Genomic DNA, 26390 nt, shown 5'->3' with positions numbered 1-26390 from the left:
GTGTCATGTCAAACTCATTAATTATTAATAAAGGTAATGGCGGCTGGGGTGGTCCTCTATGTTTGCCAATCGAAGCAGGCAAGAAAATTGTCTACATCACTGGTGGTACTCGACCAGATATCGTTGACCGTATTGCCGAACTGACGGGTTATGAAGCAGTAGATGGTTTCAAAACTTCAGTACCAGATGAAGAGGTTGCTGTCGCGATTATTGACTGTGGTGGGACGTTACGTTGTGGTTTATATCCGAAGAAACGTATTCCAACAGTAAACATTCACTCGACAGGGCAAAGTGGTCCTCTAGCGCAATACATCAAAGAAGATATCTACGTCTCTGGTGTGAAACCAGAGAACATTCAGCTTTCTGATGCGCAACCAACAGTGACCCTAACTCCGGAGCCAGCAGCAAACGAGTCAGCTCGTTTTGCGACGGACAAAAAACTGACTGAACAAAGCGATAGCCTGTTGGCACGTATCGGTATTGGTATGGGCTCGGTCATGTCGACGTTTTTCCAAGCTGGCCGTGACACGATTGATACTGTATTGAAAACCATTCTGCCATTCATGGCGTTTGTATCCATGCTTATCGGCGTAATCATGGCTTCAGGCTTCGGTGATTTGATCGCGTCAGCGCTGACACCATTAGCACAAAGTCCATTTGGTCTCGTTACTCTAGCTCTGATCTGCTCTTTCCCGCTGCTATCACCGTTCTTAGGCCCTGGTGCAGTAATCGCACAGGTTATCGGTGTGCTTGTCGGTGTACAAATCGGTGCAGGCAATATCCCTCCGCACTTAGCGTTACCAGCATTATTTGCGATTAACGCACAAGCGGCGTGTGACTTTATCCCTGTTGGTCTTGGCTTAGCAGAAGCAAAACCGCGAACTGTCGAAATTGGCGTTCCATCAGTACTTTACTCGCGATTCTTAACTGGTGCTCCAACCGTATTAGTCGCTTGGTTTGTATCAATGTTCATCTATCAATAAGTAAAACAGTAACTCCCAAAGGAATCTAAAAATGACCAAATTATACCAATCAACCATCAAGCATGTCGGTGAACTCGCAGAAGAAGCGTTGGCAGACAACATGATGATTCTATTCGGTGAAATGGCACCGGCAGATGCCGCTGAGTACTGTTTTATCCACTCTCACGATAGCTTGAAAGGCAATATTAATGTGGGCGGAACGTTACAGCTTGGTTCGAATGAATACCCTATCACTGCTGTTGGTGAGGTGGTGAATAAGAACCTTTCAGAACTCGGCCACATCACGATTCGGTTCGATAGCTTGAACGAAGCGGAATATCCAGGGTGTTTGCATGTGAGTGGATCTGTTCCTCACTGCAACATCGGAGAAACCATCTCTTTCTCATAAGGTTAACTAGATTCCAATCGGTATTTTGGCCTCTGCAGATGCTTTGAAACACTCTCCCAAAGTGGAATGTAGAGGCCCTTTTTAAAGAATTAAATTTGTAAGAATGTCGGAGTATTTATGTGTAAAACAGCGTTAGTAGTCGGTGGCGGACAAACATTGGGTGCCTTTTTATGTGAAGGCTTGGCAGCAGATGGCTATCGCGTAGCCGTAGCAGATTTAAACGGTGATAATGCTCAGCAGATTGCTGATAAGATTAATCAAACTTATGGTGAAGGCATGGCGTTTGGTATTGCCGCCGACGCGACCGATGAGATGTCGGTTATCAATATGACCAAAAGTGTGGACGAGGTGTTTGGTAGAATCGATTTGATGGTTTACAGTGCAGGCACTGCTACCGCCGCCAAAATTGACACCTTCCCTATGGATGCATGGCAACGCTCATTAAGCGTTAATCTAACAGGTTACTTCCTGTGTGCACGTGAAGCGTCAAAAGTCATGATTCGTGAAAATCGTGGTGGACGCATTATTCAAATTAACTCTAAATCAGGCAAAGTTGGGTCGAAACACAACAGTGGTTATTCGGCGGCTAAATTTGGTGGCGTTGGCTTGACGCAGTCTTTAGCTCTTGATTTGGCTGAGCACAAAATTACCGTGCATTCATTAATGCTAGGTAACTTGCTACAGAGCCCTATGTTCCAATCACTGAAGCCTCAATATGCGAAAAAACTGGGTGTCAGTGAAGAGGAAGTTGAGCAAATTTATATTGATAAAGTGCCGCTAAAAGCAGGCTGCGATTATCAAGATGTATTGAACGTACTGAAGTTTTACGCGAGTGAACAAGCCGCGTACTGTACAGGACAATCGATTAATATCACTGGCGGACAGGTGATGTTCTAGTTCCCCCACTAGGTGATGTCTTGTGCTCCTGATGCTACGTTAGGTAGCAATTTCAAGGGCAGAATATCTGCCCTTATTTAAACAGTTAGAGAGGTGTTTTGTGGACTCAACAACTACATTAATTCTAGTGGCCATTGTGGCTTGGATTGGTCAAATTGCTTTGGGATTTTTTCAAATCCGCTCTTTCAATCGAATGGTTCAATCTATGTCACAGAAAGGGCATGTAAAGATCGGCAGAACTAAAAGTCGTTGGAAGGCGAGAACGCTCATTGTGGTTGCTGAGAATGACCAACAAACCATAGTGGATGCCAAAGTCCTAAATGGAATCTCTGTTTTTGCTAGACCTAAGACTTTGGACAAAATTGTTGGGCTAAGTTACCCATTATCCGCTGCGGTAATGAATGAACTAGCGAAAGGGACGCAAGAAGCCATCTCTGTTGCCTACGAAGGTTAACTAGGTCGCAGAATGTACCAAGAAATATAAACTTAGGTTTCTTTCTTTCACAGTGAAAGGGAAATTGTGTATAGTTTAAAAAAAATTAGTGATGGTGCATATGAACATTGAAAATAGACGTCAGAAGTTGGTGAACTATCTGAAACACGAGGGTAAGACCTCGGTAAATGATTTGGCAAACATTTTTGAAACATCAGGAGCGACCATTCGAACGGATTTGCGGACATTGGAAGAGGAAGGGTTGGTTGTAAGACGCTATGGGAGCGCAGAAGCTTGTGGTGCAAGTAAGATTGGTCAAGCCTCAATCGAGGATCGGTCAATGGATGAGAAGCAGACCTTGAATCTCGACCTCAAATCCGCCATTGCAAAGAAAGCGTGTGAGCTTATACGTGATGGTGATTCTATAATACTCGACTGCGGTAGTACTACATTACAAATGGTTCCTCATTTGGAAGATAAACTAGCGCTCACTCTAATGACCAATAGCATGCACATTGTAAACGCGATGGCACAATTAGAGCGCGAGCATACCGTGATTATTCCAGGCGGAACCTATCGTCGTATCTCTGCTTCGTTTCATGGCAAATTGGCTGAACAAGCTTTTAGTCAGTTCACTTTTGACAAGCTATTTATCGGTGCTGATGGTTTTGATCTTAACAGTGGAACGACCACATACAATGAAGCTTATCAAGTGAGCCAAGCAATGTACGAAGCGGCCAACGAAGTGATTGTCGTTTTAGATAGCAACAAATTTGGTCGTCGTAGCCCTAATGTTGTTGTGCCTTTGAAAGACATCGATGCCGTTATCACCGATAGTAATATTTCTCCAGAACATCTAGCAGAGCTAGAATCAAACAATATCAAAGTTTATCTCGTTTAATGTACTTCCCCCAGTGATACTGTAGGAATCTTGCCTACAGTATCTCCATCGCAAAACTCATCTTTGTTTACGCATTTACTTTTACATTAAGTGATATATTTTTTCACATAAAAAGTTAATTGGTGACTCCCTTCACGTTGCGAAAGTATATCTCTTTCATTTTGATAATGATAAGAGGAACAATATGGTTCAAAGTGTAAGGAGGATAACTTTGGACTACATGATTCTAGGCGCAGAATGGTTTATTGGACTATTCGAAAAAGGGGGCGAGGTTCTTTCTGATATGGTTACTGGCATCTTGCCGTTATTGGTCTGTCTGCTTGTCGCCATGAATGCACTTATTCGTTTTATTGGTCAACATCGAATTGAAAGGTTAGCGACAAAGTGTGCAGGCAATCCAGTATCTCGTTATTTGGTTTTACCTTTTATTGGGACTTTCATTTTTTGTAATCCAATGACACTAAGTCTTGGACGTTTTCTTCCTGAAAAGTACAAACCCTCTTATTACGCGGCTGCATCTTACAGTTGTCACTCCATGAACGGCATGTTCCCTCACGTCAATCCGGGGGAGTTGTTTATCTATTTAGGTATTGCTGCCGGAATCGCTCAGCTTAATCTGCCGTTGGCCCCGCTTGCTGTCAGCTATTTGTTTGTTGGTTTAGTGACTAACTTTTTTCGAGGTTGGATCACTGATTTGACGACAAGCATCATCTGCAAACAACAAGGCAGGGCGCTATCTGACAAGGTCGAAATTTCTAAGGAGGGCTCATGAGCATGATGTTAAAAGTCTCTGCGGGAAATGGAGGCTGGGGTGGTCCACTGTTTGTGCCTATTATTGCCGGAAAGAAAATTCTCTACGTGACCGGAGGAACCAAACCTGATTTGGTTACTGCCTTAGAAAATCTAACGGGATTGGAGAGTGTCGACGGTTTTAGAAAGGTGCTTGAAGATGAGGATGTTGCATTAGCGGTTGTCGACTGCGGAGGAACGTTGCGATGTGGGCTGTATCCTAAAAAAGGCATCCCGACATTAAACATCCACGCGACAGGGCAAAGTGGTCCTCTTGCTCAATTCATCAAAGCAGATATCTATGCCTCTTCGGTAACTCCTCAGTGTATCGAATTGGTTGAAGGTGAATCCAATAGCCACGCTGAGCCGGTTAGCCAATCTGAGACGCCTCCTCAATACGATACGTCTCAGAAGTTAAGCGCCCAGTCGGATGGGCTGATCGCTAAGGTCGGGGTTGGCATGGGCTCGGTCATGTCGGTTTTTTATCAAGCTGGCCGCGACACTATCGACACGGTGCTTAAAACTATTCTGCCCTTTATGGCGTTTGTTTCCATGCTGATTGGCGTCATCATGGCATCGGGGATTGGTGATGTGATTGCCAACCTGCTGTCGCCGTTGGCACAGAATCCTTTGGGACTGGTGACGTTGGCATTGATCTGCTCTTTTCCGTTACTTTCACCATTTTTAGGCCCTGGGGCAGTGATCGCTCAAGTCATTGGTGTGTTAGTTGGGGTACAAATTGGTGCGGGACATATTCCGCCTCACTTGGCGCTTCCAGCTCTGTTTGCAATTAACGCTCAAGCTGCGTGTGATTTTATACCTGTAGGACTTGGACTGGCAGAAGCTAAGCAAGAAACGGTAGAAATTGGTGTGCCTTCGGTGCTTTATTCTCGCTTCCTGACGGGGGCTCCAACAGTCCTGTTTGCTTGGTTCGTCTCAATGTTTATTTATCAATAAGGGATGATGATGGGTTATCAATTTCGAGCCAATATTGTGAGCGTCGGAGAGTTTGCACAAGAGGCGCTTCAAGATGATATGTTGATACTGTTTAATGATTCTGCGCCAGAAGATGTGGCTGACTACTGCTTTATTCATGATCAAGCGGAGTACTCCGGCGAACTGTCTACTGAAAGCACCTTATTGATTGATGACGAGCCCTATGTGGTGACCTCTGTGGGCAGTGCGGCAAATACCAACCTGAAAAACCTAGGTCATATCACTATTAAGTTTGACGGAAACCTCATTCCAGACCTCGCAGGTACGGTCCATGTACTTGGAAGGAAAAAACCGCAGCTGGAATCGGGTGTGTCGTTGATTTTTGGTTAGTGTGTTAATTGGAACGACGAGTTACTTCTCTGGTGTACATGCATAGTACCTAAGAAACATCAAATCGGCGGGAGTGGTGTCAGCGAGGTGATGAATAGTTGCTGGTGTGAGACCATGGTCGAGCAGGGTTTCCCAGCTTTGGCACGCTTGGTTTATCTTTTCTATGTTTTGTCCTTGCTTCTGTTCGACTCCCTGTCTAATGAGGCGTATCTGTTCTCCAATCCAGTTCGCGGATAGGCTGGTTATTCCCATAGTCCTTGATGGCAAGCCGCTAGAGTTGTGGTTGGTTGTTATCATTGGCTATCTCTCGTTGCTTCATTAGATGGGCAGTGTAATGAAAGTGGTTCGGCAAATGTATGAGCCGAGCTAGGGTTGAGATATTAATGAGTTTTATAGATGTAGGAATAGGTAGCGCGCACTTTCTGAACCGCGTGGCACAAAATGGTAAGTCGCTATGAGTCGTTTGAATAGAATACCTGTATCAAACGACATTACTCAATTTTGAGTAGATTCATAAACTCAAGGAATACATTGCTCAGGATGGCCTTACTGAGGTTACAACATTGAAAAACACACTTATCAAACACGCTCTAGTTGCAACAACCGGTATTTTGGCGCTAACGGCGACCACTGCACAGGCTTTCGAGCTAGGCGCTGATACCAAACGTGGTATTACGTTCCAGTTTGACAACATTATCATTGGTGTTAACGATAACTACGTAAATGGTGGTATGGCGTTTTTGCAGAAGCCACTATCTAAAGAGCACAATATCAGCTGGTTCGTTGAGGGTGGTGTGGGTTATAACTGGAATAGTGAACGTGTCGACGTGCATGCGCCTGTGGGACTCCGTTGGGAGCCAGTTAAAAACCTTGATGTTGACTTATTTGCTACGCCAGAAGTCAAATTTAAAGATGGCGTTGATGTTGGTGTGGGTGTTGACTTGGGTGTGTCCTGGAAATTCTAGGTCTCAACGAGAATACTAAACGGTGACCGTATCAAGGTCACCGTTTTTGCATTTTAGTGAGATGACTTAGGTAGCTAGATTAGTATCCAATAACCATTTGACCGAGAATGTAACCCGCGCAACAGGCGGCAACGACGCCTATCAAACCGACACTCATAAAGGAATGGTTGAAGTACCATTTACCGATCTTAGTGGTACCGGAAGAATCGAAATTCACGGTTGCGATATCCGATGGATAGTTTGGAATGAAGAAATATCCATAGACCGCTGGCATTAAACCAATGAGCAGTGCTGGATCCAACCCCAGTCCTAAACCCACAGGAAGCATCATTCGAGCAGTGGCTGCTTGCGAATTAACAACAACCGATACAATGAATAGTGCCAATGCAAACGTCCAAGGGTAATCCGTTACCATTTCGACGATTCCTGATTTAAATTGTGGCATTGCATATTGGAAATAAGTGTCTGACATCCAAGCGATACCAAAGATCGCAATGGCAGCGACCATTCCTGATTTGAAGACCACACCATTCGGCACATGGCGTGGATCTGTTTTGGTTGCGAGCAGAATGATACCGCCGAAGCAGAGCATCATCATTTGAATAATAACGGCCATACTGATCGGTTTTGCTGCGTCACCAATGGTTCTCACTTCAGGAACCATTGCAATAATAACGATGACGACGATAGACAGTAAAAACAGTAAGACTGAGTTACGTGCTGATGCAGGTAGAACTTCGTCTAACGACGTCGCCGTTGTGTTCAAAATGCGCTCGCGCCATTCAGGGTCTTTTAAGCGAGCTTGATATTCAGGATCGTCCTCTAATTCCTTGCCTCGTTTCATACTATAAAGTGACATCAAAAGTGTGCCGAATAAAGTAGCGGGAACGGTGACCATGAGTATGGATAGCAAGGTAATATCTGGTCGTAGATCCGATAATTGTGCGAGGTAATACACGACAGCGGCAGAAATAGGTGAAGCGGTAATGGCGATTTGTGAAGCTACCGAAGCTGCAGCCATCGGGCGTTCTGGACGAATACCGTTCTTTAACGCAACATCACCGATAATCGGCATGATGGAGTAGACTGCGTGACCAGTTCCTAGCAAGAAGGTCATACTGTAAGTCACAAAAGGTGCTATGAGCGTCACGCGTTTCGGATTCTTACGCAGCAAGCGCTCTGCTACTTGCAGCATAAACTTTAGTCCCCCGGCGGCTTCTAAGATAGATGCGCACGTCACAACCGCCAGAATGATCAACATGACTGTGACCGGAGGAGAGGTTGGCGGCATCTTAAAGATAAAGACTTCAATGGTGAGACCTATGCCGGAGACTACACCTAAGCCGATTCCCCCTTTTCTTGACCCGATATAGAGCATCAAGAGCAGGAACATAAATTCAAAATAGAGCATTAATATTTCCCATTTACAATTTGTAACACTCTCAATATTATCCATATAAAAGTTATGGCTATTTGACATAAAGATCACACAACGTATTGAATGAAAAATGGAAAGCTGATTTTATAAGTTCGGTCACGTTATAGAGAGAGGAAGTAAATAGGGTGTAATCTAGGTGTATTTACTGGGTATTTGATTGGTTGCACAACTGAAAAATAAGAGGCAGTACAAGGGGGAGCGTACTGCCTCTGTGTCTATGCGCAAATGCGCCAACTAGGTGTTTAAGGCTCAAACACTATGCGAATAGAAACGGTTTTCTCTGTCAATTTATTGTTAGTGTGCATCGGACATTTGGTTATTAATTTTCTAATTGGAATTAGCATCACAGCTTTCTAATTACTCATGATAAAACAGTCAGTTATGGATTCTCCCTGTTGGTTTTCTCCTCCTAGTATGGCGATACCATTATCAATGGATACACTCATTCCGTACGCCTGTCCGTCGCTAAGGTTTCCAATTTTGTTCCATTGAGATCCATTGAGTTGCCAAATGGCGTTGCTATAGTGTTTTACAAGCCCTTGATGGCTGAATAAGTGCCCTTGTTGAAAGCGTTGTTGGCTGCCAACAAAAAAAGCGCCTCCTGCGACGGTGGGTATGTTGTCGATGAGTCCCACAAAACCCCCAGCTATCCCCTCATGTTTTGGTTCATTTTGGACAATGGTGGGCAGTAAATCACATTCAACGGATCCGTTAGCTCTAATTTGGAATCGTTTGGTTTCCAAACTTCTTAGACCCGGCTTGATCTCACCTTCAATGAGCAGAATTTGTTGATCTTTCTCTATCAGTCCTGCGCCACAATTAGGCAAATAGGGGTTATCTGCTAGCTTTGACCAACCGAGTGTCCGAGTATCGAACATCCAGATATGCGGATTCCAACCGTAGGCCTCGATGGGTTGAGACATAAATGAGTCTAATATTGAGCGCTCATCAGTGGCAGAGCTGACCTTAGAGAGTCTAGCGAACAACGAATCGAACGTTTCTTTGCAATATCCTCCAATGAAAATGAGCTGGTGGTCTGAAATCGAAGTGGCACTGGCACCGAGTAATCCTACGGGTATGGTGGTATCGAGCTTGGACCACGTTTGCGTCTCTTTAGAGAAAAAATAACTATCTGTCAGCACGCGGACGTGAGGGTCTGTGTCCATTTTACCTGCGCCTGAGAACACATAGATCCCTGTGTCTGTCGTTACGCTGGCGGCATCGTTGCGATCGCATCCTGGAAAGGGCTGAGCGAGTTGCCAACCAAGCTCAACGTCATCCATATCCAAATAATAAAAACGCTTCCCTGCGCTGCCTAGGCCAGTATAGAGGCGGCGGCCAAGCAGCCCTCCAATACCGTTTTTCATTGAGATAGGTAGAGGTGGTAATGCGGTCAAACAGATAGTCATTTTTGGTTATTTCCTAATCTTGAATATCAACAGATTTGCCATTCCAGCTCAGCAGATACACTTTTTTGCTTGCTGAGCGGTCAGCCATTTCACCGCCTGCGATCAGCACACCCTTTGGTGTGGTAAATGATGCGCCGTAGGCGGAGCCTTCAGGGAGGTTGTTTGCTTGCTGCCATAAGTTGTCTTTCAAGACATAAATCTCTGGATTGAATGCTTTACTAAAGCCGTTATGAGCGAAAAGTTTTCCTTGTTCAAAGGCGTGTTTAGCGCCGTGGAAGTTGGCACCACCTGCGACCAAAACCACGCCGTTTGATTCGCCACTAAAAGCACCCGCTACGCCTTCTTGTACATTTGAAGATTGAGGTGCAGGAAGAGAGTGAAGACTTTTCCACGGTTGCGCTGCGCCAAAGTTAAATTGTTTTACTTCTGCGGTTCTAAGTCCTGGCTTGATTTCACCGCTGACCAGCGTGGCAGTATTGCCATTGGATACTAACGCGCTGCCACAGTTCGGCAGATAAGGCGAAACAATTAGGGTATTCCATTGATTCGTTTCTGGGTTGTAGCTAACGACTTTATCGTTCCATTTGTAATCTCGAGGTGCCATGCCCATGTAGTTGTCGACAATGGATTGCCATTTGTCTGGCTGCGCTTTCTTATCGGTGGTGTTGATGTCGTAAAGATACTGATCGAAATAGGCTTTGTTATAGCCGCCGAAGAAAACAATCTGACTACCGTTAGGAGAATACGAAGCGGCGCCAAGTAAACCAACTGGGCTGGTACTTTTTACTTGAGACCAGGTGTCGTTCGTGGTGTCGAACTGATAAACCGTGTCGAACAAAATAGGAGAGGTGGCATCAGCCTGCTCTTTTCCTGCGCCTCCAAAAATATAGATCTTGTCGTTAACCGCGGTTGCCGTCGCGCCATTTCTTGCGGGGCCTATAAAGTCGGCCTGCTTTTGCCATCCCTTGTCGATATTAGCGAGGTCGAGTAAATAGAATGCGCTGCCAGAGGAACCAAGACCGGCATACACTTTGTCGCCTATCTGTGCACTGACGCCACTTTTGATGCCTTCAGGTAAATCTGGCCATGACTCAGATGCGAGCGTGTTGCCAGTGACAATCAATGATGAAAGAGCGAGTGCAAAAAGCGAGTTCCTTGTCTTCATGATATTTCCTTATCGATAGGTGATGGCCTGTTTGGCCAAAATGTATACACATTATCGATCTTTGGAGAAAATATTCTTTGATCAAGTTAACAATAAAAATAATTTTTATCTAATCATGGTTAGGAAGGTTTTTCCTGCAACAAAAAGCCCATCAAAAGATGGGCTTAAAAATGGAGATTTGCTAGCGTTTATGACATGAGTGGTACCACAACTTCGGCGGTTTCCATAACAGAGTCACTGTATTCAGGGTACTTTTCCAAAAGTGAATTGACGAGGACATCCACCAATAATAAAGCGCCTACTTTGGAAGCAAATGCCCCTCCAGTTAAGGGGCCTTCCGGTCTAGCTGCTACTAACATTTCCGTTGAAATTGCCGAGAGCGGACTGTGATTAATGTTAGTTAGTGCAACCACAGGGACATTTTTACTGAACGCCTGCTTTGCTGCATGAACGACTTCTTTGGTGGAGCCTGAACTTGATACAGAAAACCACAAGTCCCCCTGTGTAGAGCGGCTAGCATTCATGGCTGCCAAGTGAGTGTCTTCGTACATAATCGCTTTCTTACCGATTCGGATAAGTCGGTAAGCTAGGTATCGACCCACGATGCTTGATGCGCCTACACCGACACAACCAATAAAGTCGGCGGAATGCACTAAAGTACAAATCCTATCCAGGGCCTTTCTGTCAATCAGCTTTGCAGTATCTTGGAGACTATCAACCGCACTGCTTGCCGAAATATCGCAGATGTCACCATCTTTAACAGGAGCAGACTTACTGGCGTTTTGGCTTAGGTCGACTGCTAAGGCCATACGGAAGTCGGAATAACCTTTGTAACCCATATCGCGGCAAAGACGTACTACAGTCGCTTCACTGGTTTGGGTATTTCGAGCAAGATCTGTGATGGTCTGGAACTGCACTTCATGAGCATTCTCAAGAATGTAGTCCGCGACTTGTCTTAATTTCTTACTGAGTGGTTCCATGTTGGAGCGCAAACGAACCAGCAGATTGTTCGGTGATCCCACGGTATCCCCTTAATTCTTGTACCTAGATTAAAAATATCAGACTCCCTAACGGTTTAACACCAACAATTAATATAATTCGCGGCATTTCATAGAGAAATGATATACGGTTTGCCTGAAAGCCTAAAAAGGAGGCAACTGCCTCCTTTTGTGCGCGTAGGCTTTAAAAGCCGATGTCTCGCATTTTCGCTACCACATCCGCTTTTTGAGCCGCGGTCAATGCTCGAATTGGTGAGCGCGGGTCACCAGCATCGATACCATGAATTTCCATTGCTGCCTTACCAGCGGCAACGCCGCCATACTCTACAAGAATACGAATAATAGCAATGACTTTATCCATGAGTGCTGTTACACGTGGTTGATCGCCTTGATTGAAAGCTTCAATAATCTCCAAATAAAGTGGAGCAGCGTAATTGTAGGTACTGCCCACTGCGCCCACTGCGCCTACGGCAAGACCTGCTGGTAAGAACTCATCTACGCCAAACGGGATATCAAATTTTCCATCAGCAACTCGCATGCAGCGTTGATATTCGTAAAGGTCCATGTGATTAAATTTTGCACCTAGAAGGTTTGGAATTTTCTGATCACCTTGGATTAGGAACTGCTCAAGATCTAAATTGACCCCTGACATTCCTGAATGATAGTAGTAGAAGCCTTTTGAAGGTGCAGCGGCCGCTATTTGGGCGCAGTAGTCCACTAAGTCTTCAACTGAACCAGGTTTAAAGAAGCATGGACCAATGGCAGATGTTGCCATAATGTCGAGGGTCTCTGCGTGCTTGGTTAGCTCCAAGGAATCTACAATACTCAATGCGCCAGTATGAACAATCAGGTCTAACTGACCTTTTGATGCTGTTACCCAACGCTCAGCGATGGCTTTACGTTCTTCAACGGAGCAGTGAATACCTTCACCAGTTGTGCCACAAACGTATGCGCCTGTTACACCTTGCTCTACAAGCAGTTCTGCGATTTGGTCAATCGCAGCAAAGTTCACTCGATTACTTGCATCAAAAGGAGTGTGTGGTGCTGCGATAAGTCCTTGTAGTTTTCTCATTTTATTGGCCTTCAAATTGCGATTAATGGCAGGCCAATGCTGGCCTGCGTAATTGTTATTGTCCGTATCCTAAGAACAGCTCTGGTAAGAAAAGCGTCACTTGAGGGAAGATTGCTACTAATGCCAGTACGATGAACAGTGGCACTAGAAGAGGGATAACGCCTCGGGTTAATACATGGAATGGAATGTCACCAACGCGAGATACAACATACAACGCCATACCCATTGGTGGTGTCAAAATACCAATCATAAGGTTAAGAATAGCCATCACACCGAAGTGAACAGGATCGATCCCAACAGCCGCCGCAACCGGTACGAGGAATGGTACCAACAACAGCAATAACGCTAGTGATTCAATAAAGGTTCCTAGGAACAGCAGTAATAGGTTAATCAGTAGAAGCAGTACCAGTGGGTTATCACTGATGGTTAAGAAATAGTCTGCGAGCATTTGCGGCAATTGTTCACGAGCGACAATCCAACCGAAGACGGTGACGCCCATAACCATAAGCGCAACAACAGCCGTGGTATTGACAGTTTCTTTTAGAATGTCGACGAAACCTGCGAGTGTGAGCTGCTTGTATACTACCGTGCCCAAAAACAGAGCGTAAAGAGAGGATACGACCGCTGCTTCTGTTGGTGTGAATTTACCTGAGAAAATACCACCGATGATGATTACGGGTGTAAGCAGGGATAAAAAGGCTTCTTTTAGCGACTTAAACTGCTCTTTGCGAGATGCTTTTGGCAGCGTCATGTAACCGCGTTTTTTACAGATGAAGTAGCTCATCACCATTAACGCACCACAACATAGGATGCCGGGAACTGCGCCCGCCAAGAACAGCGCACCAATAGAGGTATTGGAAACCACACCATAAATAACAAGTGGCACAGACGGCGGTACTAGCGGCCCGATGATACAAGATGCTGCGGTTAAACCACCTGCAAAGTCATCATGATACTTTGCGTCGCGCATGGATTTGATTTCCAGCTGACCTAAGCCGCCGGCATCCGCGAGAGCAGAGCCAGACATACCAGAGAACAGTAAGCTTGCCATGATGTTTACATGCCCTAAGCTACCGGTCACGTGGCCGACCATAGATTTAGCAAAGTTGAAGATACGTTCGGTTATTCCCGCGCTGTTCATCAAGTGTCCAGTGAGAACAAAGAACGGTACTGCTAGTAAGGTAAAGTTATCAATGCCGCCAAGCATTTGCTGAGCTGCAAAGTTGATTCCAGTACTGTTGGTTAATACCAAGAATACTAAAGCAACAAATATCAGTGAGAAGCCAACGGGCATACCTGCAAATAACAGAGCTAGCCAGCCGAAAATTGAACCTGCCATGAGAACTCCTTACCTCTGGGCAACTTGCGATGAGCTAGAAGCGTCTTCGCTTTTAGCTTGTTTAAACTCAGCTCCAATCGAGAAGATCTTTTGTAACTGTCGGACGACCATGAACACGCCACCAAGAGGTAGGCTGTAGTTCATCCATTTACTAGAAATGCCTAAGGTGATGAGTTCAAAGAAAGCAGTACGTTGTACGTGCTGATACCCGAGGTAAATGATGGCGAAAATGGACACCAACACAGCGAGTTCGAGTACGATTACTAATGAATAACGGATATTTTGTGGAAGCTTATCCGAAAAAAAGGTGATGTTGACGTGGGTGCCTCGTTTGATGGCCATCGCGCAACCGATGAGTGACATATACATAAACAGCACACGAGCTAATTCCTCACTCCACAAAGAAGGATCGTTCAGCAACCAGCGTGTTCCTATTTGCCAAGTCAGCACCACTAACAGGGCTGCCATCAGCGGCACTGTTATGATTTCTTCAATATTATCAAATATTTTGCGTATCATTTTAGGCTCCAAGACTGACCAAATCGGCCAGCCGAGATTACAACTTCAATTCAAGCGAACGTCGAATTGATTGCGGCAATTACATTGCAGCAAGTTTCTTAACGATAGGCTCGCCAATCTTCTCTTCGAATTCCGTATATAGAGGCTGCATTGCTTCACGGAATGGTGCGAGATCAGGGTAAGTGACTTTCACGCCTTCAGATTCAAAGAAAGAGATAAGCTCTGCTTCTTGTTTCTTAACCGATGCGGTATGAGCGGCTCCAGCTTTTGCTACTGCGTCAGTAATGATCTTCTTATCGGCATCAGATAGTTTCTGCCATGTTGACTCAGAGATAATCACCATTTGGTCGTTAACAATATGGTTAGTAATGGCGAGGTTGTCCTGAACTTCGTAGAACTTCATTGTCTTGATGGTTGGCAATGGGTTTTCTTGACCGTCAACCGCGTTGGTTTGCAGTGCTAGATACACTTCTGAGAACGCCATTGGTGTTGGTGAAGCACCAGAAAGTTTTGCGTAGTTTAGGTTCGGTTTAGCGTTAGGAACGCGTAGCTTCAGACCTTTGAAATCTTCAATCGTGTTTAGAGGACGGTTAGAGGTGGTTTCACGAGTACCGTTGTACCAAGTATCTAGAGCACGCCAGTTGAATTTAGTCAGCATTTCTTCACGTACGCCTTGACCAAAATCTGAATCAAACATGCGACGTAGGTGTTCATAGTCTTTGGCAACGTAAGGTAGGGTTACTGCTTCTGCTCGTGGGATCCAGAGACCCATACGGCCAAATTCAGCGTAAGTAATATCGAGATCGCCAAGGGTTAATTGCTGAAGCATAGCGCGGTCATCACCGAGTTGCGCACTAGGGTATAAAGCAATTTTAATGTCGCCGTTACTCATCTCTTCTACTGTATCGGCAAGAAGTTTTGCAGAGGTATATTCCACAGATCCAACAGAGGCTTGCATGCCCATCTTAAGTGTTGTCGCCGCTTGTACTGAAACTGCACATCCTAATGTCAGCATAGCGATAGTAATTTTATTTATAGCTTTCATGTTCTTCCCTTTTGTCCATTGTTTGGCGAGATTCGCGAGTTTCAAAAAAAAATTTTATTTTGTTTGAAAAAAATCTTCGTTATGGATTATTATGGTCGTGAAGATTATTTTCAAATCAACTTTTCACAAACTGTGATCACGGACAAAATTTAGCCTAACTTATCTGTTTAAAGACTCGTTAAGCGGTTTTGGGACAAGGAAGCATGTCCAATATTTCGTTGACGCCAACATAAGACGAGAGGCTCGAAGTGAGAGATAAAAGTCTAAAAATCAGAGAATTAAAAGAGCAATTGCGTGGGCAAACGGTAGTATCTATTCAGCCAGTTGTCGGAAGTCCACTTGAGAAAACCGAATTTATTGTCGCCATGGCTCTAGCTGCGCAGCAAGCGGGTGCCAAAGCTTTACGTATCGAAGGTGTTAAAAATGTTGCGGCTGTAGCAGCTAATGTGACTATACCAATTATCGGTATCGTGAAACGTGACCTTATTGACAGTCCAGTTAGAATTACTCCTTATGTTGAGGATGTGGAAGCGCTAGCGGCCGCGGGCGCAACAATTATTGCGTTTGATGCAACCAATCGAGTTCGTCCTGAATCTAGAGCGGTGATTGTTGATGCCATTCAGCGCACGCCTTGTTTTGGTATGGCGGATTGTTCATGTTTTGAGGATGGCGCTTGGGCTTATGAGCAAGGTGTGGAAATCATTGGTTCGACGTTGTCAGGCTATGTGGGGGGCGAAGAGCCTACCGAGCCCGATCTAAATCTAGTTCGAAGATTTGCAGCCGAAGGCTTCTTTACCATGGCAGAAGGGCGATACAATACGCCTGAGTTAGCAGCAAAAGCGATTGCCAATGGTGCGATAGCCGTTACAGTGGGCTCTGCACTGACAAGATTAGAAGTGGTGACTCAATGGTTCAATGCGGCAACTCAAGCAGAGGTGAAACAGTATGAGCACGTTAGCTATTGATATTGGTGGTACTAAAGTCGCTCTAGGATTGGTTCAAAATGGTGAACTGGTAGAGCGTGCTCAGCTAGCGACGCCTGAGACGACATGTGTACAAGAGTTTGCTAGTCAAATTCTTGTACAGTGTCGGTCATGGATACACCAGGTCACACAGATTGGGATTTCTACTACGGGATGGGTGAAACCAGAAGGCATTACTTCTATTAATCCCGATACTCTTGCCTTCCCTCAACCGTTTCCTTTACATAAAGAGATAGAAGCACAAACAGATAAGCCTGTTGCTATTCTCAATGATGCTCAAGCGGCTGCTTGGTATGAATATCGCTCTCTCAAAACCCCCGTAAACAATATGGCTTACATAACGGTATCAACTGGTGTAGGTGGTGGTTTGGTTCTTAACGGGCAACTGTATAAAGGGAGTCAGCATCTCGCTGGACATATCGGCCATACCAGTATTGATATCAATGGTCCTGTTTGTGGCTGTGGGCAACGTGGTTGTGTTGAAAGCATTGCCTCCGGAACGGCAATTAACCGAGCTGCTCGTCAAGCTATTCACCCGACAATCTCAAATATTGAGTTGTTTGAACTCGCCAGTGACAATGCGCAAGCAATGGACATCATCAAAAAGAGTGCGCATGCGGTTGCTCAGCTGTGTTGCAATTTGAAAGCTACACTAGACTTAGATCTTATTTGTCTAGGTGGAGGAATAGGGCTAACGGAGGTGTACATTCCATTAGTTCTAGACTATATCGAAACAATGCCAGCAGCATTTCGAATAGATGTCGTTAAGGCAACCGGTGATTATGATGCATGTTTATTGGGTGCTGCAGCCCAATTCTCATAGCGAAATGGGTTAAAAAATAGTGTTTCACAGCCTCATAGGTTGTTGATGGAAGGAATAGATAGACAAATGACGATACAAGCAATCACAGCCAAGACGATTTTCGATGGCGAGCAGTACCATTCCGACTCTGCATTGGTTTGGAAAGGAGACCGGATTGTAGACATAGTCCCCACGTCTACATTGCCTAGCTCAGTCATTGTTACTGATGTTGGCGACAAAATTGTTGCGCCGGGATTTATCGATATTCAAGTGAATGGCGGCGGCGATGTCATGTTTAACTCTGATACAACTGTTGATGGTATAGACACTATTTGTCGAGCCCATCGTCAACACGGTACAGCCTATCTATTACCAACCTTGATCAGCGCAACGCCAGAGGAAATGAAAACGGCGTTGATTGCTGCGGAGAGTGCGATCGAGCAGGGTGTGGCAGGTGTATTAGGTGTTCACCTAGAAGGACCTTGGCTTAATAAAGACAAGAAAGGCGCGCACGATGCCAGTAAGTTTTATAGCCCAACGATTGATCAGTTAGAAGCTTTTCCGTGGTTAGAGCGAGGGGTTAGCTTGGTCACGTTAGCGGCAGAGAATGTCGATACGCAGGCACTAAATTGGTTGCAGCAGCATCACGTTGTGGTGTCTTGTGGGCACAGTAAGGCAACTCAGCATCAGTTAACGGCAGAAAAACTTGCTTCAGTAAATGGTTTTACGCATTTGTTTAATGCGATGTCGCCGCTTGAAGGGCGTGAGCCTGGCACTGTTGGCACGGCGTTGATGACCGACCATGCTTGGTGTTCAATTATTGTCGACGGTATTCATGTTGCAACGCAAAACGTTTTGATGGCTCATAAGCTTAAGCCAGAAGGGAAGCTGCTTATTGTGACCGATGCGATGGCGAGTGTCGGCAGTAGAACCAATCGCTTTGTCTTAGATGGTGAAGAAATTTCGGTACAAGATGGAAAATTGGTGAACTCAAGTGGATCTCTAGCTGGTGCGCATATTGGCATGGACCAGTCTGTCGCTAATGCCATTGCCTGGGGACTGAATGAGGCTGAGGTATTGAGAATGGCTTCAACCTATCCAGCCGAGGCGCTTAATCTGGACGACGTGGGTATTTTGAAGCCGGGTTACCGAGCCGCTGCAACCATACTTAATTCTGATTACAGCTCCTATGCGGTATTAGTTGATGGTGCGCTAAACCCTTAGCTTCTGGTTATGAAGTTAGTTTGCTTGTAATTTCGCTGAGGTAATAAACTCGCCAAAGCTTTCACACCAAATGATCGCTGCCGTGTATTGGCTTAAATCTGTGCCTTCTGGCAGCGATAGCAAGAATCTATCGAAGGTTTTCACATCTCCCACCTGTAACATGTTGGCTTTGTTAGTATTAAAATCCGCTTCCGTTTCCACATATATTGGAGATAGGTACAGTTTGTAGTCAGGCCCCGGAGCAAGCTCGCCAATAAACATAGCGCTGTCATTGGTAAAACTGATATCGCCTTCACCCCAATGAAAAAGATCGCTGTCTTGTCGGTCTTTATCGAATGTCCCTTTGACGACGATTTGATTGGCATCCGCAGTGACGCTTGCGATTGAGGGGGAATCAGGCTGAGTAAGAATCGGCAGGACATAAATACCCAACATAAACCCAAAGAATAAGGCTGCAAGGTGGCTAAAAAGTAACAGAACTCGCTTCATGTTCACTCCTTGAACAAATAATTTTATCTTAATTTACTTAAACATAGTTCAAGCAATACGTCATTGGAACTGATGATTTTGGATCGTTGATATGATTTTTTCTCGCGTCGCTTTATGGTCCTCATCATTGACGAATCGACGGTGATAGATCATGCGATATTGCACATTGCGAATATCAAGGGGAATGGGCATGACTTTGAGACCCAGCATGGGCGCGAGGTGATTCGCTAAGGACAAGGTTGATGCACCCAGCAGATCCGTTGTCGCTGCGAGTGCTAGCATACTTGAAACGGACCCTGTTTCAGCCTTTATCGTTCTTATAGGCATTGGTTTTTCTGCTAAAAAATCCATCATGTTAACGTTGTTACGACGTATTTTTAGCGCAATATGTTGTTGTTCGAGGTACTGTTCCGTTGTTAGTGATGTGCCAATATTCGGATGGTCTTTTCGGCAAACACACACCGCAGGCTCATCAAAAATGTCTTCAACGATATGTGATTGGCTTTTGCTAGTGGCAATGTCGATTGCGAGATGGACTTTCTGCGAATCGATGTCAGCGAGAAGTTGCTGCTCGCTTAGCGGGGTTTCGATAAACGACAATCCCGGCAAATCACAAAGCAGGTGCATCAGGCTTTCGTTGCAATAGACTCGAGTGACTTCCTGTTTTTTCTCAATGGTCTCTAGAATGGCAAGGGGCGTCTCAATCTTATCTGCCAACGCAACGGCCGCTCCTGTTGGTGCAATTCCACGTCCAGAACGGACAAATAGCGTTTTCCCCACCACGACTTCTAATCGTTTTAATGCCGCACTTACTGCTGGCTGAGTCAGTTCCAACTCTTCTGCTGCCATTGTTATAGAGCGATGACGATAAACCGCGCCAAAAGTTGTAAGTAGATTTAAGTCCATAACGACCTGATTTAGTGAGTGTTATTTCTTATCCTAGCAGAGCAAAGGTGACTGTCAATTGACCTTAGTTGGAGTGCGCTGATTCGAATTTAGATTAAAATACATAAATTAAATTTATATATAAAGCTAAATTTGCTCTATTTTTCGTATCTTAGGTTATGGTTAAGATGGTGAACATAGACACACGGATGTGATTTTTCCATTCAATTAAGAGATTTCGAGAAAATGAAAAATGTCCGTATTGTCTCAATTATGGCTTTAATCGCACTCATCTTTAGTGGTTTCGCCTACTCCCAAAACTGCAACGTTGAACCGTTAGAAGCAACAGAATATTCGTTGCTCAGCAACAACTGATTTCTCTCATTTATATTCATTTATTACTTTTCCCTGTTATGGGAGAGGAGGAATTATTATGCCAAAAATCCATATAATGACTGCTGTTGCTGGCTCGATTCTTCTATCGGCGCCAGTTTTAGCTCAAACGCCTTTTGAACATTATCAGTCTGAAAATTCAGCTAGTTTCTCAGGTTACAAGCACTATAACTACGAACAAAACGTCAATACCGAAGAGTTGATGAAACAGGGTGGGAAAATCTATTCTTCACCAGAGGAAATACATGCCATTTTGCAAGGAGGGCTCAAAACAGATACCCAGACTGGCGAAGAACTCTGGAAAGAAGGTCTAATGTTTGATGGCATAGAACCAATGGATCATATGGTTACTGCCGCCAATTGGTACCCAAGGACGGAAGAACTGTTAACCAACGAAATGCGTGTGACCTTCATGGGTACATCCCCTATGATTCGCCCTGGTCAAGCTAATACCTCCATATACGTAGAGTTAGGTAACGGTGACAATTTCGTATTCGATATTGGTGAGGCGTCAATTGCTAACTATATTGGGGCTGGTGTAGCGCTAAACGAACTGGACAAGATCTTCATAACTCATTTGCATGTAGACCATTTTGGCTCTCTTCCTTACTTGTACCAATTTGGAGGTTGGAATGGACGGTGGGAAAAACCACTAACGATTTATGGTCCATCAGGTCGCAACCCGGAAGATGGGACGCGACATATGGTAGAAGGCATGTTGCAAATGCTTTCTTGGCATCAAGACGCGTTTGATGTTTTCCCATCAGGTAATGATATAGAAGTTGTTGAGTTCGACTTCAAAGACGATGGCGGCATTATCTATGATGTTGATGGCGTCAAAGTATCACATTGGAGACGTTCTCACGCAAAAGATGGTGCCTCAGCATATCGCCTTGATTGGACAATCAATGACGAGGAGTCGCTCTGTTTTGTCTGGACTGGGGATGGTCGACCTACCGAACTTGATATTCAGTATGCCAAAGGTTGCGATTTGTTCGTAACCGAGGTTCAGACTGAGCTCGTCGGATTAGCGTCCATCGTTCAAGGAGTGCCTGCTTTTCTAACACGCTATACCATTGATACTCATCATACGTCAGGCTATGCGGCGGGATGGCTAGCAGATCAAATACAACCACGTTTGTTTATGACTACTCATATGGAGTTTGACCCTTACTACAATAACGAAACTGTGGCTCAGGTACGTGAACATTGGAAAGGTCCATATCACTTTGGCGCCCCCGATATGATAGTCGCGAACATTACACCGGACAAAGCATGGGTCCGAGAGGGGATTATTCCAGATTTTCCAAATAACCGAGCTCCCCAGTTTAATCTCAATGACGGTGAAGTATTTCGTGTTCCAATGCCGAAAAATTCACGAGCCGATATTCAAGAGCAAGAGATTCGTGATTTAGAAATTGATGAAGCACTGTATTACCCCGAAGGTTACCACCCTCAACTATTGAAAGAGTGGCCGTTGGATCGTGACCTGATCGTGCCAACGGAAGTATTGCCAGAAAGCATGAAGCAAGGGATGGGCGAGAAGCAGCGAATGGTTGATAAAATGCGCGAAGCTCATGGATTGGAACCTCGTTCCGTGCATCGTAAAGATTCAGCAGACCCATATCGCGACACTCGTGAAGGCAATACCAAACAAGAACAAGAGTAGTGACTTTGTTTGTGGGCATAGAGCTCCTGTGCTCACAAACTCAAACTCCTTCCCAAACTTCAACAACGAGTAACCTATTTATGCGACGACTTACGATTGTAGTAACAGCGCTATATCTATGCACGTTTAAAGCAATGGCAGCGCAACACTCTCACGACACGCTATTTAGCCGAGACAACGCAATAATGGCTGCGGCCGCAGTGGAAACCGTCAATGTGTATTGTGTTGGAACTGGCTCTATGACCTTAGAGTATACCGAACACAACTCGAAAATAGTCCGTGAAACAATAGAAGGACTTTCTGAAGATGTGCTTAACGAACCTTACGTATTTAATGAGGAAGATCCTCTGTACCTTCAAGGTGTTGCTTTAGGTGAGCAACTCATTCAAGAAGCAGAACAGAAAGAGCACGTTAGTCAAATGTGTACACAGCCAGAGGAACAAAAACGATGAAAAAGACCACGATGATTTTAGCCACCTTCATTCCTTCATTAGCTATTGCTTGCGGTGCACATGTTCATAATACGTTGCCCCACTATGAAAATTATACCGAGTCGTTGGTGGCGATGTCTGTTTGCAAGGTAAATGAGCATATTTCAGAGCAACAATCTGCAGTGTGGTTTAAAAAATTAGCATGGGTAGCGAATGGCACTGACGAAGAATTGTTTGAGCATTATGCACATTTTGCTGCAGAACACGTGAGTAACATTGCTAATGATCCCGATATGTTACCTAAGTGGAATGCGAGTTATTGTAAGGATCAATTCTTTGATGTGATGGAAATGGAACAAGTCGTTTTGGAAGACCTTTACGATGAGCAAGAACTCGCTGATCGAGAGTTTAACCGGCAAATAAAAGAAAGTGGCCTGTCGGGTTGATAGGTTTCACTGCGTTGGTGCCCACTCTGTTGTATTCATAGATTGGGCATTTTAATTTCATAACGTCATTGTTTGTAGAGTTGAGTATAGATATTGTAATGATAATGATTATCATTTTGATCTATAAGTGGAGTAAATGTACTATTCGCGACTCCTGATAACTACATAAATATAATGATGAATGTAACTCTTAGAAAAGCGATTTTGCTTGCTTTTGCTCTTCCTCAAGTGACGTTTTTTGCGGTGGCAGAGAGCTCAACAAATGATGATACCGAAGTCATGGATGTCTACGGGACAGGTTATACGAGGCCATTAACGATTGATAAGCCGGGCGAAACCTTGGTGACTCGAGAAAAGATAGAAATTGAACAGCCAACGAATATCGCAGAGCTGTTTGAAGATATCCCAGGAGTCTCTTTTGACGGTGGTGCTCGTACTGGTGGTGAACGTATTAGCATTTGGGGTTTTTCTGACCCTAGTGACCTTGGCGTGTATGTTGATGGTGCACCTATCGGTTTTGAACAATATCGATATGGTTCGTTCTTTTTTGACCCGTACTTAATTGGTGAAGCTGAAGTCACCAAAGGTGCTCACGATGTTCAAGCGGGTAGTAAATTTGGTGGTACTATCCGGATTAGAACAAAGTCGGTAGATGAACTGCTAAAAGCGGGCCGTAAAGTCGGTGCTCGAGTTCATTTAGGTTACAACGATAACGATGACCAGACTCATATCGGTGTCACTGCGTTCGGTAAAGCGGACAATGGAATTTACGCACTCGCTTCTGGGACCTGGAAAGACGCTAATGATATTCGAGTTGGTGGAGGAGACTCGCTTGAATACTCTGCATATAGCCAAAACAATGGTCTATTTAAAATCGGATACGAGAATGCAGTCCATCTTTTTGAAATCAGCCATACCTTTTATAGCGATGAGGGTCGACAACCTTGGGCGACCCGCCGTGGAGCCTTTGCCAAGATAAGTGACTACAATATTCGCAAATACGGCTCATTAGAAGCGGCAAAATACGCCTACACAGTGCAAAACGAATACACAGATAAAACCACATCGGCCCGATATTCATATAACCCAAGCTCACCTTTAGTGAACCTAAAAATCACAGCGGCACATAGTGACAATGAGAGGCACTGGCGTCGTCCTGATGTTGCTTGGAAGAAGATGTTCGTATCCATTGGCGCGTATGGTCATGAATCGTGGGCATCGTATCAGCGAGATTATGTCGACATTAACAATGAAATGAAAATTGGTCGCCATACCATTACTGCTGGTCTGCAATATGAGAGAAACAATCGAGATACGCTCGTTCATAATGCTACCAAGATCTATAATAAGCCGAAGAAAAACTATGGTATCTTCATCCCTTATTACGATCCATCGGGCACGCAAACCACGTATTCCGCTTACTTGGCTGATAAAATTGAAGTCACCGATCGTTTTCGTGTAACCCCATCTTTACGCTATGACTATGTTACGTCTAAAGGCAAAGAAAACCCTGCGCCGGACTACAATGACCCGGCTGCAGGGCACGACTACAGTAAAGTGTCGCATGCCGGATTCAGCCCAAGGATTCAATTGGATTATGATCTTACGGATCAAACGTTATTGAACTTTGCCTATGCCTATCAAATGAAAGCCCCTTCAGTTGATGATATCTACGCGGTGCAATATGCGCGTGCCAAAGCCTCTGCGACAGCAAGAGAATTGGAAGCACAGCGCATTCATGCCTATCGTGCATCTATGATCAACAGCCTGTCTGGTCTGTTTGCTAACAAAGATATGTTATCGACGGAAATCACTGGCTTCTATAACGATGTCACCAACAATGTAATGAACCGAACTGGGGTGAATCTGGACAGTGACCCGAATACGTTGCAGAGCTGGAAAGTGAATTTGGATGGCTATCGTAACTATGGTGTTGATGTGCAAGCACAGTATCGTGTTGCCGCATTTTTCGCCGATATCAGTGCAAGCTACATCGCAGGCAAACACAAGGGCTCATTGACAGATTCTAGTGGCGAAGATCAATATATGTACGGCATTCCACCGATGAGTGTAAAACTTGGCTTGGGCTATGAGTGGATTAAAGGGCTCACTACAGGCTATAAACTGCGTTGGTATGATGCACAAGAAAATGTTGAAGATTCCATCTACTTTGCCCAAGCGAGTGAAAAATACACTCTTCAGGATATTTATGTCAGTTGGCAGCCTCAAGCGCACAAGGATCTTATGCTAAGAGCTACCGTGAAGAATATCGCAGATGTGTATTACGAACCTTATCTTTCAAATGGCGTTCCAGGGCCTGGTCGTGAGGTCAGGTTGAGTATGACTTACGATTTCTAACGCGCACTTCAGTGGCGAATAGATGGTGTTCTCGACATCATCTATTCGCCATTTTCGGTAGTGTAAGCGGAATAAGCCTTTGGTAGGGGTTGTGGTTTTTCTAACCATCACGCAAAGTAAGGACAACGATTATCAGACATAAGTAACAATAATGAATTTGGCAAGTTTTTTAAGACTCGTACTATTGGCATCAATATGGGGTGGATCTTTTCTCTTCATGCGTATTGCCGCCAATGTCATGGGGCCTGCTGTGCTCATTGAGGCGCGGGTCTTCTTTGCTGCCCTTGCGCTTCTTATCATCAGTGTTTATTTAAAAAAGAAACTTGAGTTTACCAAGCACACTAAACACTTTTTTATTATCGGGCTGTTTAATACTGCATTGCCTTTCTTGTTATTTGCTTATGCCGCGCAAACACTCAACGCATCCACTCTTTCTATACTCAACTCTACCGCAGCGATCTGGGGGGCAGTTCTTGGTGTATTTTGGACCAAAACACCGCTAACTAAGCGTGGTGCACTTGGTTTATTGGTTGGGATTGTTGGAGTTGCGGTATTGGTTGGCTGGGATGCAGTTCGTATTGGTGAGCAAGCGACATTGCCGATAATTGCTGGCGTGATGGCGGCCTGTTGTTATGGCATCGCAACCAATTATGCGAAAAATGCACCGTCTGTTCCTGCATTTAATAATGCACACGGTAGTATGTGGGCTGCTTGTCTTATCGTGTTGCCGTTGATTCCATTTGTGCCAATGCGAGAAACACCTACACAAGAAGTTTGGATCTCGGTAGTGTTACTTGGTGTTGTATGCACTGGCGCAGCCTATCTGTTGTATTTCCGGTTAGTTAACGACATTGGTCCGTCTTCGGCTTTATCAGTAACGTTCCTTATCCCAATGTTTGGTATTTTATGGGGAAATCTATTCTTAGGAGAGCCAATAGGTGTGAATACCATTGTTGGAACGGTTCTGGTTATTAGTGGCACAATGCTGGTTACTGGCTTCTCGTTGTCATCGCTTCGCCGAGCGCCAACATCATAACAAATTG

Annotated in this window: 28 protein-coding genes; 17 read left to right on the top strand and 11 right to left on the bottom strand. The window is 44.7% G+C overall.

Going from position 1 to position 26390, the window contains the following annotated elements:
* The first annotated feature begins 5 nt into the window (after positions 1-5).
* The 8 genes from MMA19_RS05580 (at position 6) to MMA19_RS05545 (ending at position 5717) form a co-directional block, all read left to right on the top strand.
* Positions 6-983, top strand: a complete 978-nt coding sequence (locus MMA19_RS05580; protein ID WP_006075329.1) for a PTS glucitol/sorbitol transporter subunit IIB — start codon at positions 6-8, stop codon at positions 981-983.
* Positions 984-1014: 31 nt separating this feature from the next.
* A complete protein-coding gene (locus tag MMA19_RS05575) occupies positions 1015-1371 on the top strand; it encodes a PTS glucitol/sorbitol transporter subunit IIA (protein ID WP_006075328.1) in 357 nt (118 codons plus the stop codon).
* A 117-nt stretch (positions 1372-1488) separates the two neighbouring features.
* The gene (gene srlD, locus MMA19_RS05570; protein WP_006075327.1) at positions 1489-2268 is read left to right on the top strand and encodes a sorbitol-6-phosphate dehydrogenase; all 780 of its coding nucleotides are present in this window, start codon (positions 1489-1491) and stop codon (positions 2266-2268) included.
* 100 nt (positions 2269-2368) lie between these two features.
* Positions 2369-2722, top strand: a complete 354-nt coding sequence (locus MMA19_RS05565) for a transcriptional regulator GutM (protein WP_006075326.1) — start codon at positions 2369-2371, stop codon at positions 2720-2722.
* A gap of 100 nt (positions 2723-2822) precedes the next feature.
* Positions 2823-3602 carry a DNA-binding transcriptional repressor gene (locus MMA19_RS05560; RefSeq protein ID WP_038230883.1) on the top strand — a complete coding sequence of 260 codons (780 nt, stop codon included), beginning with the start codon at positions 2823-2825 and terminating at the stop codon, positions 3600-3602.
* Positions 3603-3813: 211 nt separating this feature from the next.
* On the top strand, positions 3814-4374 hold the full coding sequence (gene srlA / locus MMA19_RS05555; RefSeq protein ID WP_276574104.1) for a glucitol/sorbitol-specific PTS transporter subunit IIC: 561 nt from the start codon (positions 3814-3816) through the stop codon (positions 4372-4374).
* Positions 4371-5348 carry a PTS glucitol/sorbitol transporter subunit IIB gene (locus tag MMA19_RS05550; RefSeq protein ID WP_240205726.1) on the top strand — a complete coding sequence of 326 codons (978 nt, stop codon included), beginning with the start codon at positions 4371-4373 and terminating at the stop codon, positions 5346-5348. Before srlA ends, MMA19_RS05550 begins: the two co-directional genes overlap by 4 nt.
* A 9-nt stretch (positions 5349-5357) precedes the next feature.
* Complete coding sequence (locus tag MMA19_RS05545) at positions 5358-5717, top strand: PTS glucitol/sorbitol transporter subunit IIA (protein WP_240205725.1); 360 nt, start codon at positions 5358-5360, stop codon at positions 5715-5717.
* Positions 5718-5738: 21 nt separating this feature from the next.
* On the opposite strand, the gene MMA19_RS05540 is transcribed toward MMA19_RS05545, so the two are convergent.
* Complete coding sequence (locus tag MMA19_RS05540) at positions 5739-6014, bottom strand: hypothetical protein (RefSeq protein WP_240205724.1); 276 nt, start codon at positions 6012-6014, stop codon at positions 5739-5741.
* Between the two features lie 266 nt (positions 6015-6280).
* Between MMA19_RS05540 and MMA19_RS05535 the strand changes: the two genes are divergently transcribed.
* Positions 6281-6682, top strand: coding sequence for a hypothetical protein (locus MMA19_RS05535; RefSeq protein ID WP_240205723.1), 402 nt, complete (start codon positions 6281-6283; stop codon positions 6680-6682).
* A gap of 79 nt (positions 6683-6761) precedes the next feature.
* Here the strand turns inward: MMA19_RS05535 and MMA19_RS05530 are convergent, their stop codons facing one another.
* From MMA19_RS05530 to MMA19_RS05495, 8 genes are all read right to left on the bottom strand, one after another.
* Positions 6762-8093, bottom strand: a complete 1332-nt coding sequence (locus MMA19_RS05530) for an anaerobic C4-dicarboxylate transporter (protein WP_062458712.1) — start codon at positions 8091-8093, stop codon at positions 6762-6764.
* Positions 8094-8473: 380 nt separating this feature from the next.
* Complete coding sequence (locus tag MMA19_RS05525; RefSeq protein ID WP_240205722.1) at positions 8474-9529, bottom strand: YjhT family mutarotase; 1056 nt, start codon at positions 9527-9529, stop codon at positions 8474-8476.
* Between the two features lie 13 nt (positions 9530-9542).
* On the bottom strand, positions 9543-10694 hold the full coding sequence (locus tag MMA19_RS05520; protein WP_006075316.1) for an N-acetylneuraminate epimerase: 1152 nt from the start codon (positions 10692-10694) through the stop codon (positions 9543-9545).
* A gap of 188 nt (positions 10695-10882) precedes the next feature.
* Positions 10883-11716: a MurR/RpiR family transcriptional regulator gene (locus MMA19_RS05515; protein ID WP_240205721.1), complete on the bottom strand. Its 834-nt coding sequence runs from the start codon at positions 11714-11716 to the stop codon at positions 10883-10885.
* Positions 11717-11876: 160 nt separating this feature from the next.
* On the bottom strand, positions 11877-12764 hold the full coding sequence (locus MMA19_RS05510; RefSeq protein WP_198558575.1) for a dihydrodipicolinate synthase family protein: 888 nt from the start codon (positions 12762-12764) through the stop codon (positions 11877-11879).
* A 55-nt stretch (positions 12765-12819) separates the two neighbouring features.
* Positions 12820-14103: a sialic acid TRAP transporter large permease SiaM gene (gene siaM / locus MMA19_RS05505; RefSeq protein ID WP_063604823.1), complete on the bottom strand. Its 1284-nt coding sequence runs from the start codon at positions 14101-14103 to the stop codon at positions 12820-12822.
* Positions 14104-14112: 9 nt separating this feature from the next.
* Positions 14113-14622, bottom strand: a complete 510-nt coding sequence (locus MMA19_RS05500) for a TRAP transporter small permease (protein WP_276574103.1) — start codon at positions 14620-14622, stop codon at positions 14113-14115.
* A gap of 79 nt (positions 14623-14701) precedes the next feature.
* The gene (locus MMA19_RS05495; protein ID WP_006075310.1) at positions 14702-15667 is read right to left on the bottom strand and encodes a sialic acid TRAP transporter substrate-binding protein SiaP; all 966 of its coding nucleotides are present in this window, start codon (positions 15665-15667) and stop codon (positions 14702-14704) included.
* Between the two features lie 248 nt (positions 15668-15915).
* Between MMA19_RS05495 and MMA19_RS05490 the strand changes: the two genes are divergently transcribed.
* The 3 genes from MMA19_RS05490 (at position 15916) to nagA (ending at position 18676) form a co-directional block, all read left to right on the top strand.
* On the top strand, positions 15916-16632 hold the full coding sequence (locus MMA19_RS05490) for a putative N-acetylmannosamine-6-phosphate 2-epimerase (RefSeq protein ID WP_240205719.1): 717 nt from the start codon (positions 15916-15918) through the stop codon (positions 16630-16632).
* The gene (locus MMA19_RS05485; protein WP_236109955.1) at positions 16613-17473 is read left to right on the top strand and encodes an N-acetylmannosamine kinase; all 861 of its coding nucleotides are present in this window, start codon (positions 16613-16615) and stop codon (positions 17471-17473) included. Before MMA19_RS05490 ends, MMA19_RS05485 begins: the two co-directional genes overlap by 20 nt.
* A gap of 66 nt (positions 17474-17539) precedes the next feature.
* Positions 17540-18676 (top strand): N-acetylglucosamine-6-phosphate deacetylase, encoded by a 1137-nt coding sequence (gene nagA / locus MMA19_RS05480; RefSeq protein ID WP_240205718.1) that lies wholly within the window; start codon positions 17540-17542, stop codon positions 18674-18676.
* 15 nt (positions 18677-18691) lie between these two features.
* Here nagA and MMA19_RS05475 read toward each other — a convergent pair whose 3' ends face one another.
* Together MMA19_RS05475 and MMA19_RS05470 are read right to left on the bottom strand one after the other, a co-directional pair.
* Positions 18692-19165 (bottom strand): DM13 domain-containing protein, encoded by a 474-nt coding sequence (locus MMA19_RS05475; RefSeq protein WP_006069378.1) that lies wholly within the window; start codon positions 19163-19165, stop codon positions 18692-18694.
* Between the two features lie 60 nt (positions 19166-19225).
* Positions 19226-20071, bottom strand: a complete 846-nt coding sequence (locus MMA19_RS05470; protein WP_107306607.1) for a LysR family transcriptional regulator — start codon at positions 20069-20071, stop codon at positions 19226-19228.
* Positions 20072-20483: 412 nt separating this feature from the next.
* Between MMA19_RS05470 and gntH the strand changes: the two genes are divergently transcribed.
* The 5 genes from gntH (at position 20484) to MMA19_RS05445 (ending at position 26383) form a co-directional block, all read left to right on the top strand.
* On the top strand, positions 20484-22112 hold the full coding sequence (gene gntH, locus MMA19_RS05465) for a guanitoxin biosynthesis MBL fold metallo-hydrolase GntH (RefSeq protein ID WP_240205717.1): 1629 nt from the start codon (positions 20484-20486) through the stop codon (positions 22110-22112).
* Positions 22113-22192: 80 nt separating this feature from the next.
* Positions 22193-22564 carry a hypothetical protein gene (locus MMA19_RS05460; protein ID WP_240205716.1) on the top strand — a complete coding sequence of 124 codons (372 nt, stop codon included), beginning with the start codon at positions 22193-22195 and terminating at the stop codon, positions 22562-22564.
* Entirely contained in the window at positions 22561-22989 is a 429-nt protein-coding gene (locus MMA19_RS05455) for a hypothetical protein (RefSeq protein WP_240205715.1), read from the top strand. The genes MMA19_RS05460 and MMA19_RS05455 overlap by 4 nt, the downstream gene beginning before the upstream one ends.
* A 174-nt stretch (positions 22990-23163) precedes the next feature.
* Complete coding sequence (locus MMA19_RS05450) at positions 23164-25347, top strand: TonB-dependent receptor (RefSeq protein ID WP_240205714.1); 2184 nt, start codon at positions 23164-23166, stop codon at positions 25345-25347.
* Positions 25348-25498: 151 nt separating this feature from the next.
* Entirely contained in the window at positions 25499-26383 is an 885-nt protein-coding gene (locus tag MMA19_RS05445; RefSeq protein WP_240205713.1) for a DMT family transporter, read from the top strand.
* Positions 26384-26390 lie beyond the last annotated feature (7 nt).

The organism is Vibrio sp. CyArs1 (assembly GCF_022432925.1).
GTDB classification, from domain to species: Bacteria; Pseudomonadota; Gammaproteobacteria; order Enterobacterales; family Vibrionaceae; genus Vibrio; species Vibrio mediterranei.
This window is presented reverse-complemented; position numbering and strand designations above follow the sequence as displayed.

Bases quoted from the DNA above. Each gene is read 5' to 3' on its own strand.
- MMA19_RS05580 (WP_006075329.1), top strand. From the start codon at position 6: ATGTCAAACTCATTAATTATTAATAAAGGTAATGGCGGCTGGGGTGGT.
- MMA19_RS05575 (WP_006075328.1), top strand. From the start codon at position 1,015: ATGACCAAATTATACCAATCAACCATCAAGCATGTCGGTGAACTCGCA.
- srlD (WP_006075327.1), top strand. From the start codon at position 1,489: ATGTGTAAAACAGCGTTAGTAGTCGGTGGCGGACAAACATTGGGTGCC.
- MMA19_RS05560 (WP_038230883.1), top strand. From the start codon at position 2,823: ATGAACATTGAAAATAGACGTCAGAAGTTGGTGAACTATCTGAAACAC.
- MMA19_RS05550 (WP_240205726.1), top strand. From the start codon at position 4,371: ATGAGCATGATGTTAAAAGTCTCTGCGGGAAATGGAGGCTGGGGTGGT.
- MMA19_RS05545 (WP_240205725.1), top strand. From the start codon at position 5,358: ATGGGTTATCAATTTCGAGCCAATATTGTGAGCGTCGGAGAGTTTGCA.
- MMA19_RS05540 (WP_240205724.1), bottom strand. From the start codon at position 6,014: ATGATAACAACCAACCACAACTCTAGCGGCTTGCCATCAAGGACTATG.
- MMA19_RS05530 (WP_062458712.1), bottom strand. From the start codon at position 8,093: ATGCTCTATTTTGAATTTATGTTCCTGCTCTTGATGCTCTATATCGGG.
- MMA19_RS05525 (WP_240205722.1), bottom strand. From the start codon at position 9,529: ATGACTATCTGTTTGACCGCATTACCACCTCTACCTATCTCAATGAAA.
- MMA19_RS05520 (WP_006075316.1), bottom strand. From the start codon at position 10,694: ATGAAGACAAGGAACTCGCTTTTTGCACTCGCTCTTTCATCATTGATT.
- MMA19_RS05510 (WP_198558575.1), bottom strand. From the start codon at position 12,764: ATGAGAAAACTACAAGGACTTATCGCAGCACCACACACTCCTTTTGAT.
- siaM (WP_063604823.1), bottom strand. From the start codon at position 14,103: ATGGCAGGTTCAATTTTCGGCTGGCTAGCTCTGTTATTTGCAGGTATG.
- MMA19_RS05500 (WP_276574103.1), bottom strand. From the start codon at position 14,622: ATGATACGCAAAATATTTGATAATATTGAAGAAATCATAACAGTGCCG.
- MMA19_RS05495 (WP_006075310.1), bottom strand. From the start codon at position 15,667: ATGAAAGCTATAAATAAAATTACTATCGCTATGCTGACATTAGGATGT.
- MMA19_RS05485 (WP_236109955.1), top strand. From the start codon at position 16,613: ATGAGCACGTTAGCTATTGATATTGGTGGTACTAAAGTCGCTCTAGGA.
- nagA (WP_240205718.1), top strand. From the start codon at position 17,540: ATGACGATACAAGCAATCACAGCCAAGACGATTTTCGATGGCGAGCAG.
- MMA19_RS05475 (WP_006069378.1), bottom strand. From the start codon at position 19,165: ATGAAGCGAGTTCTGTTACTTTTTAGCCACCTTGCAGCCTTATTCTTT.
- MMA19_RS05470 (WP_107306607.1), bottom strand. From the start codon at position 20,071: ATGGACTTAAATCTACTTACAACTTTTGGCGCGGTTTATCGTCATCGC.
- gntH (WP_240205717.1), top strand. From the start codon at position 20,484: ATGCCAAAAATCCATATAATGACTGCTGTTGCTGGCTCGATTCTTCTA.
- MMA19_RS05460 (WP_240205716.1), top strand. From the start codon at position 22,193: ATGCGACGACTTACGATTGTAGTAACAGCGCTATATCTATGCACGTTT.
- MMA19_RS05455 (WP_240205715.1), top strand. From the start codon at position 22,561: ATGAAAAAGACCACGATGATTTTAGCCACCTTCATTCCTTCATTAGCT.
- MMA19_RS05450 (WP_240205714.1), top strand. From the start codon at position 23,164: ATGATGAATGTAACTCTTAGAAAAGCGATTTTGCTTGCTTTTGCTCTT.
- MMA19_RS05445 (WP_240205713.1), top strand. From the start codon at position 25,499: ATGAATTTGGCAAGTTTTTTAAGACTCGTACTATTGGCATCAATATGG.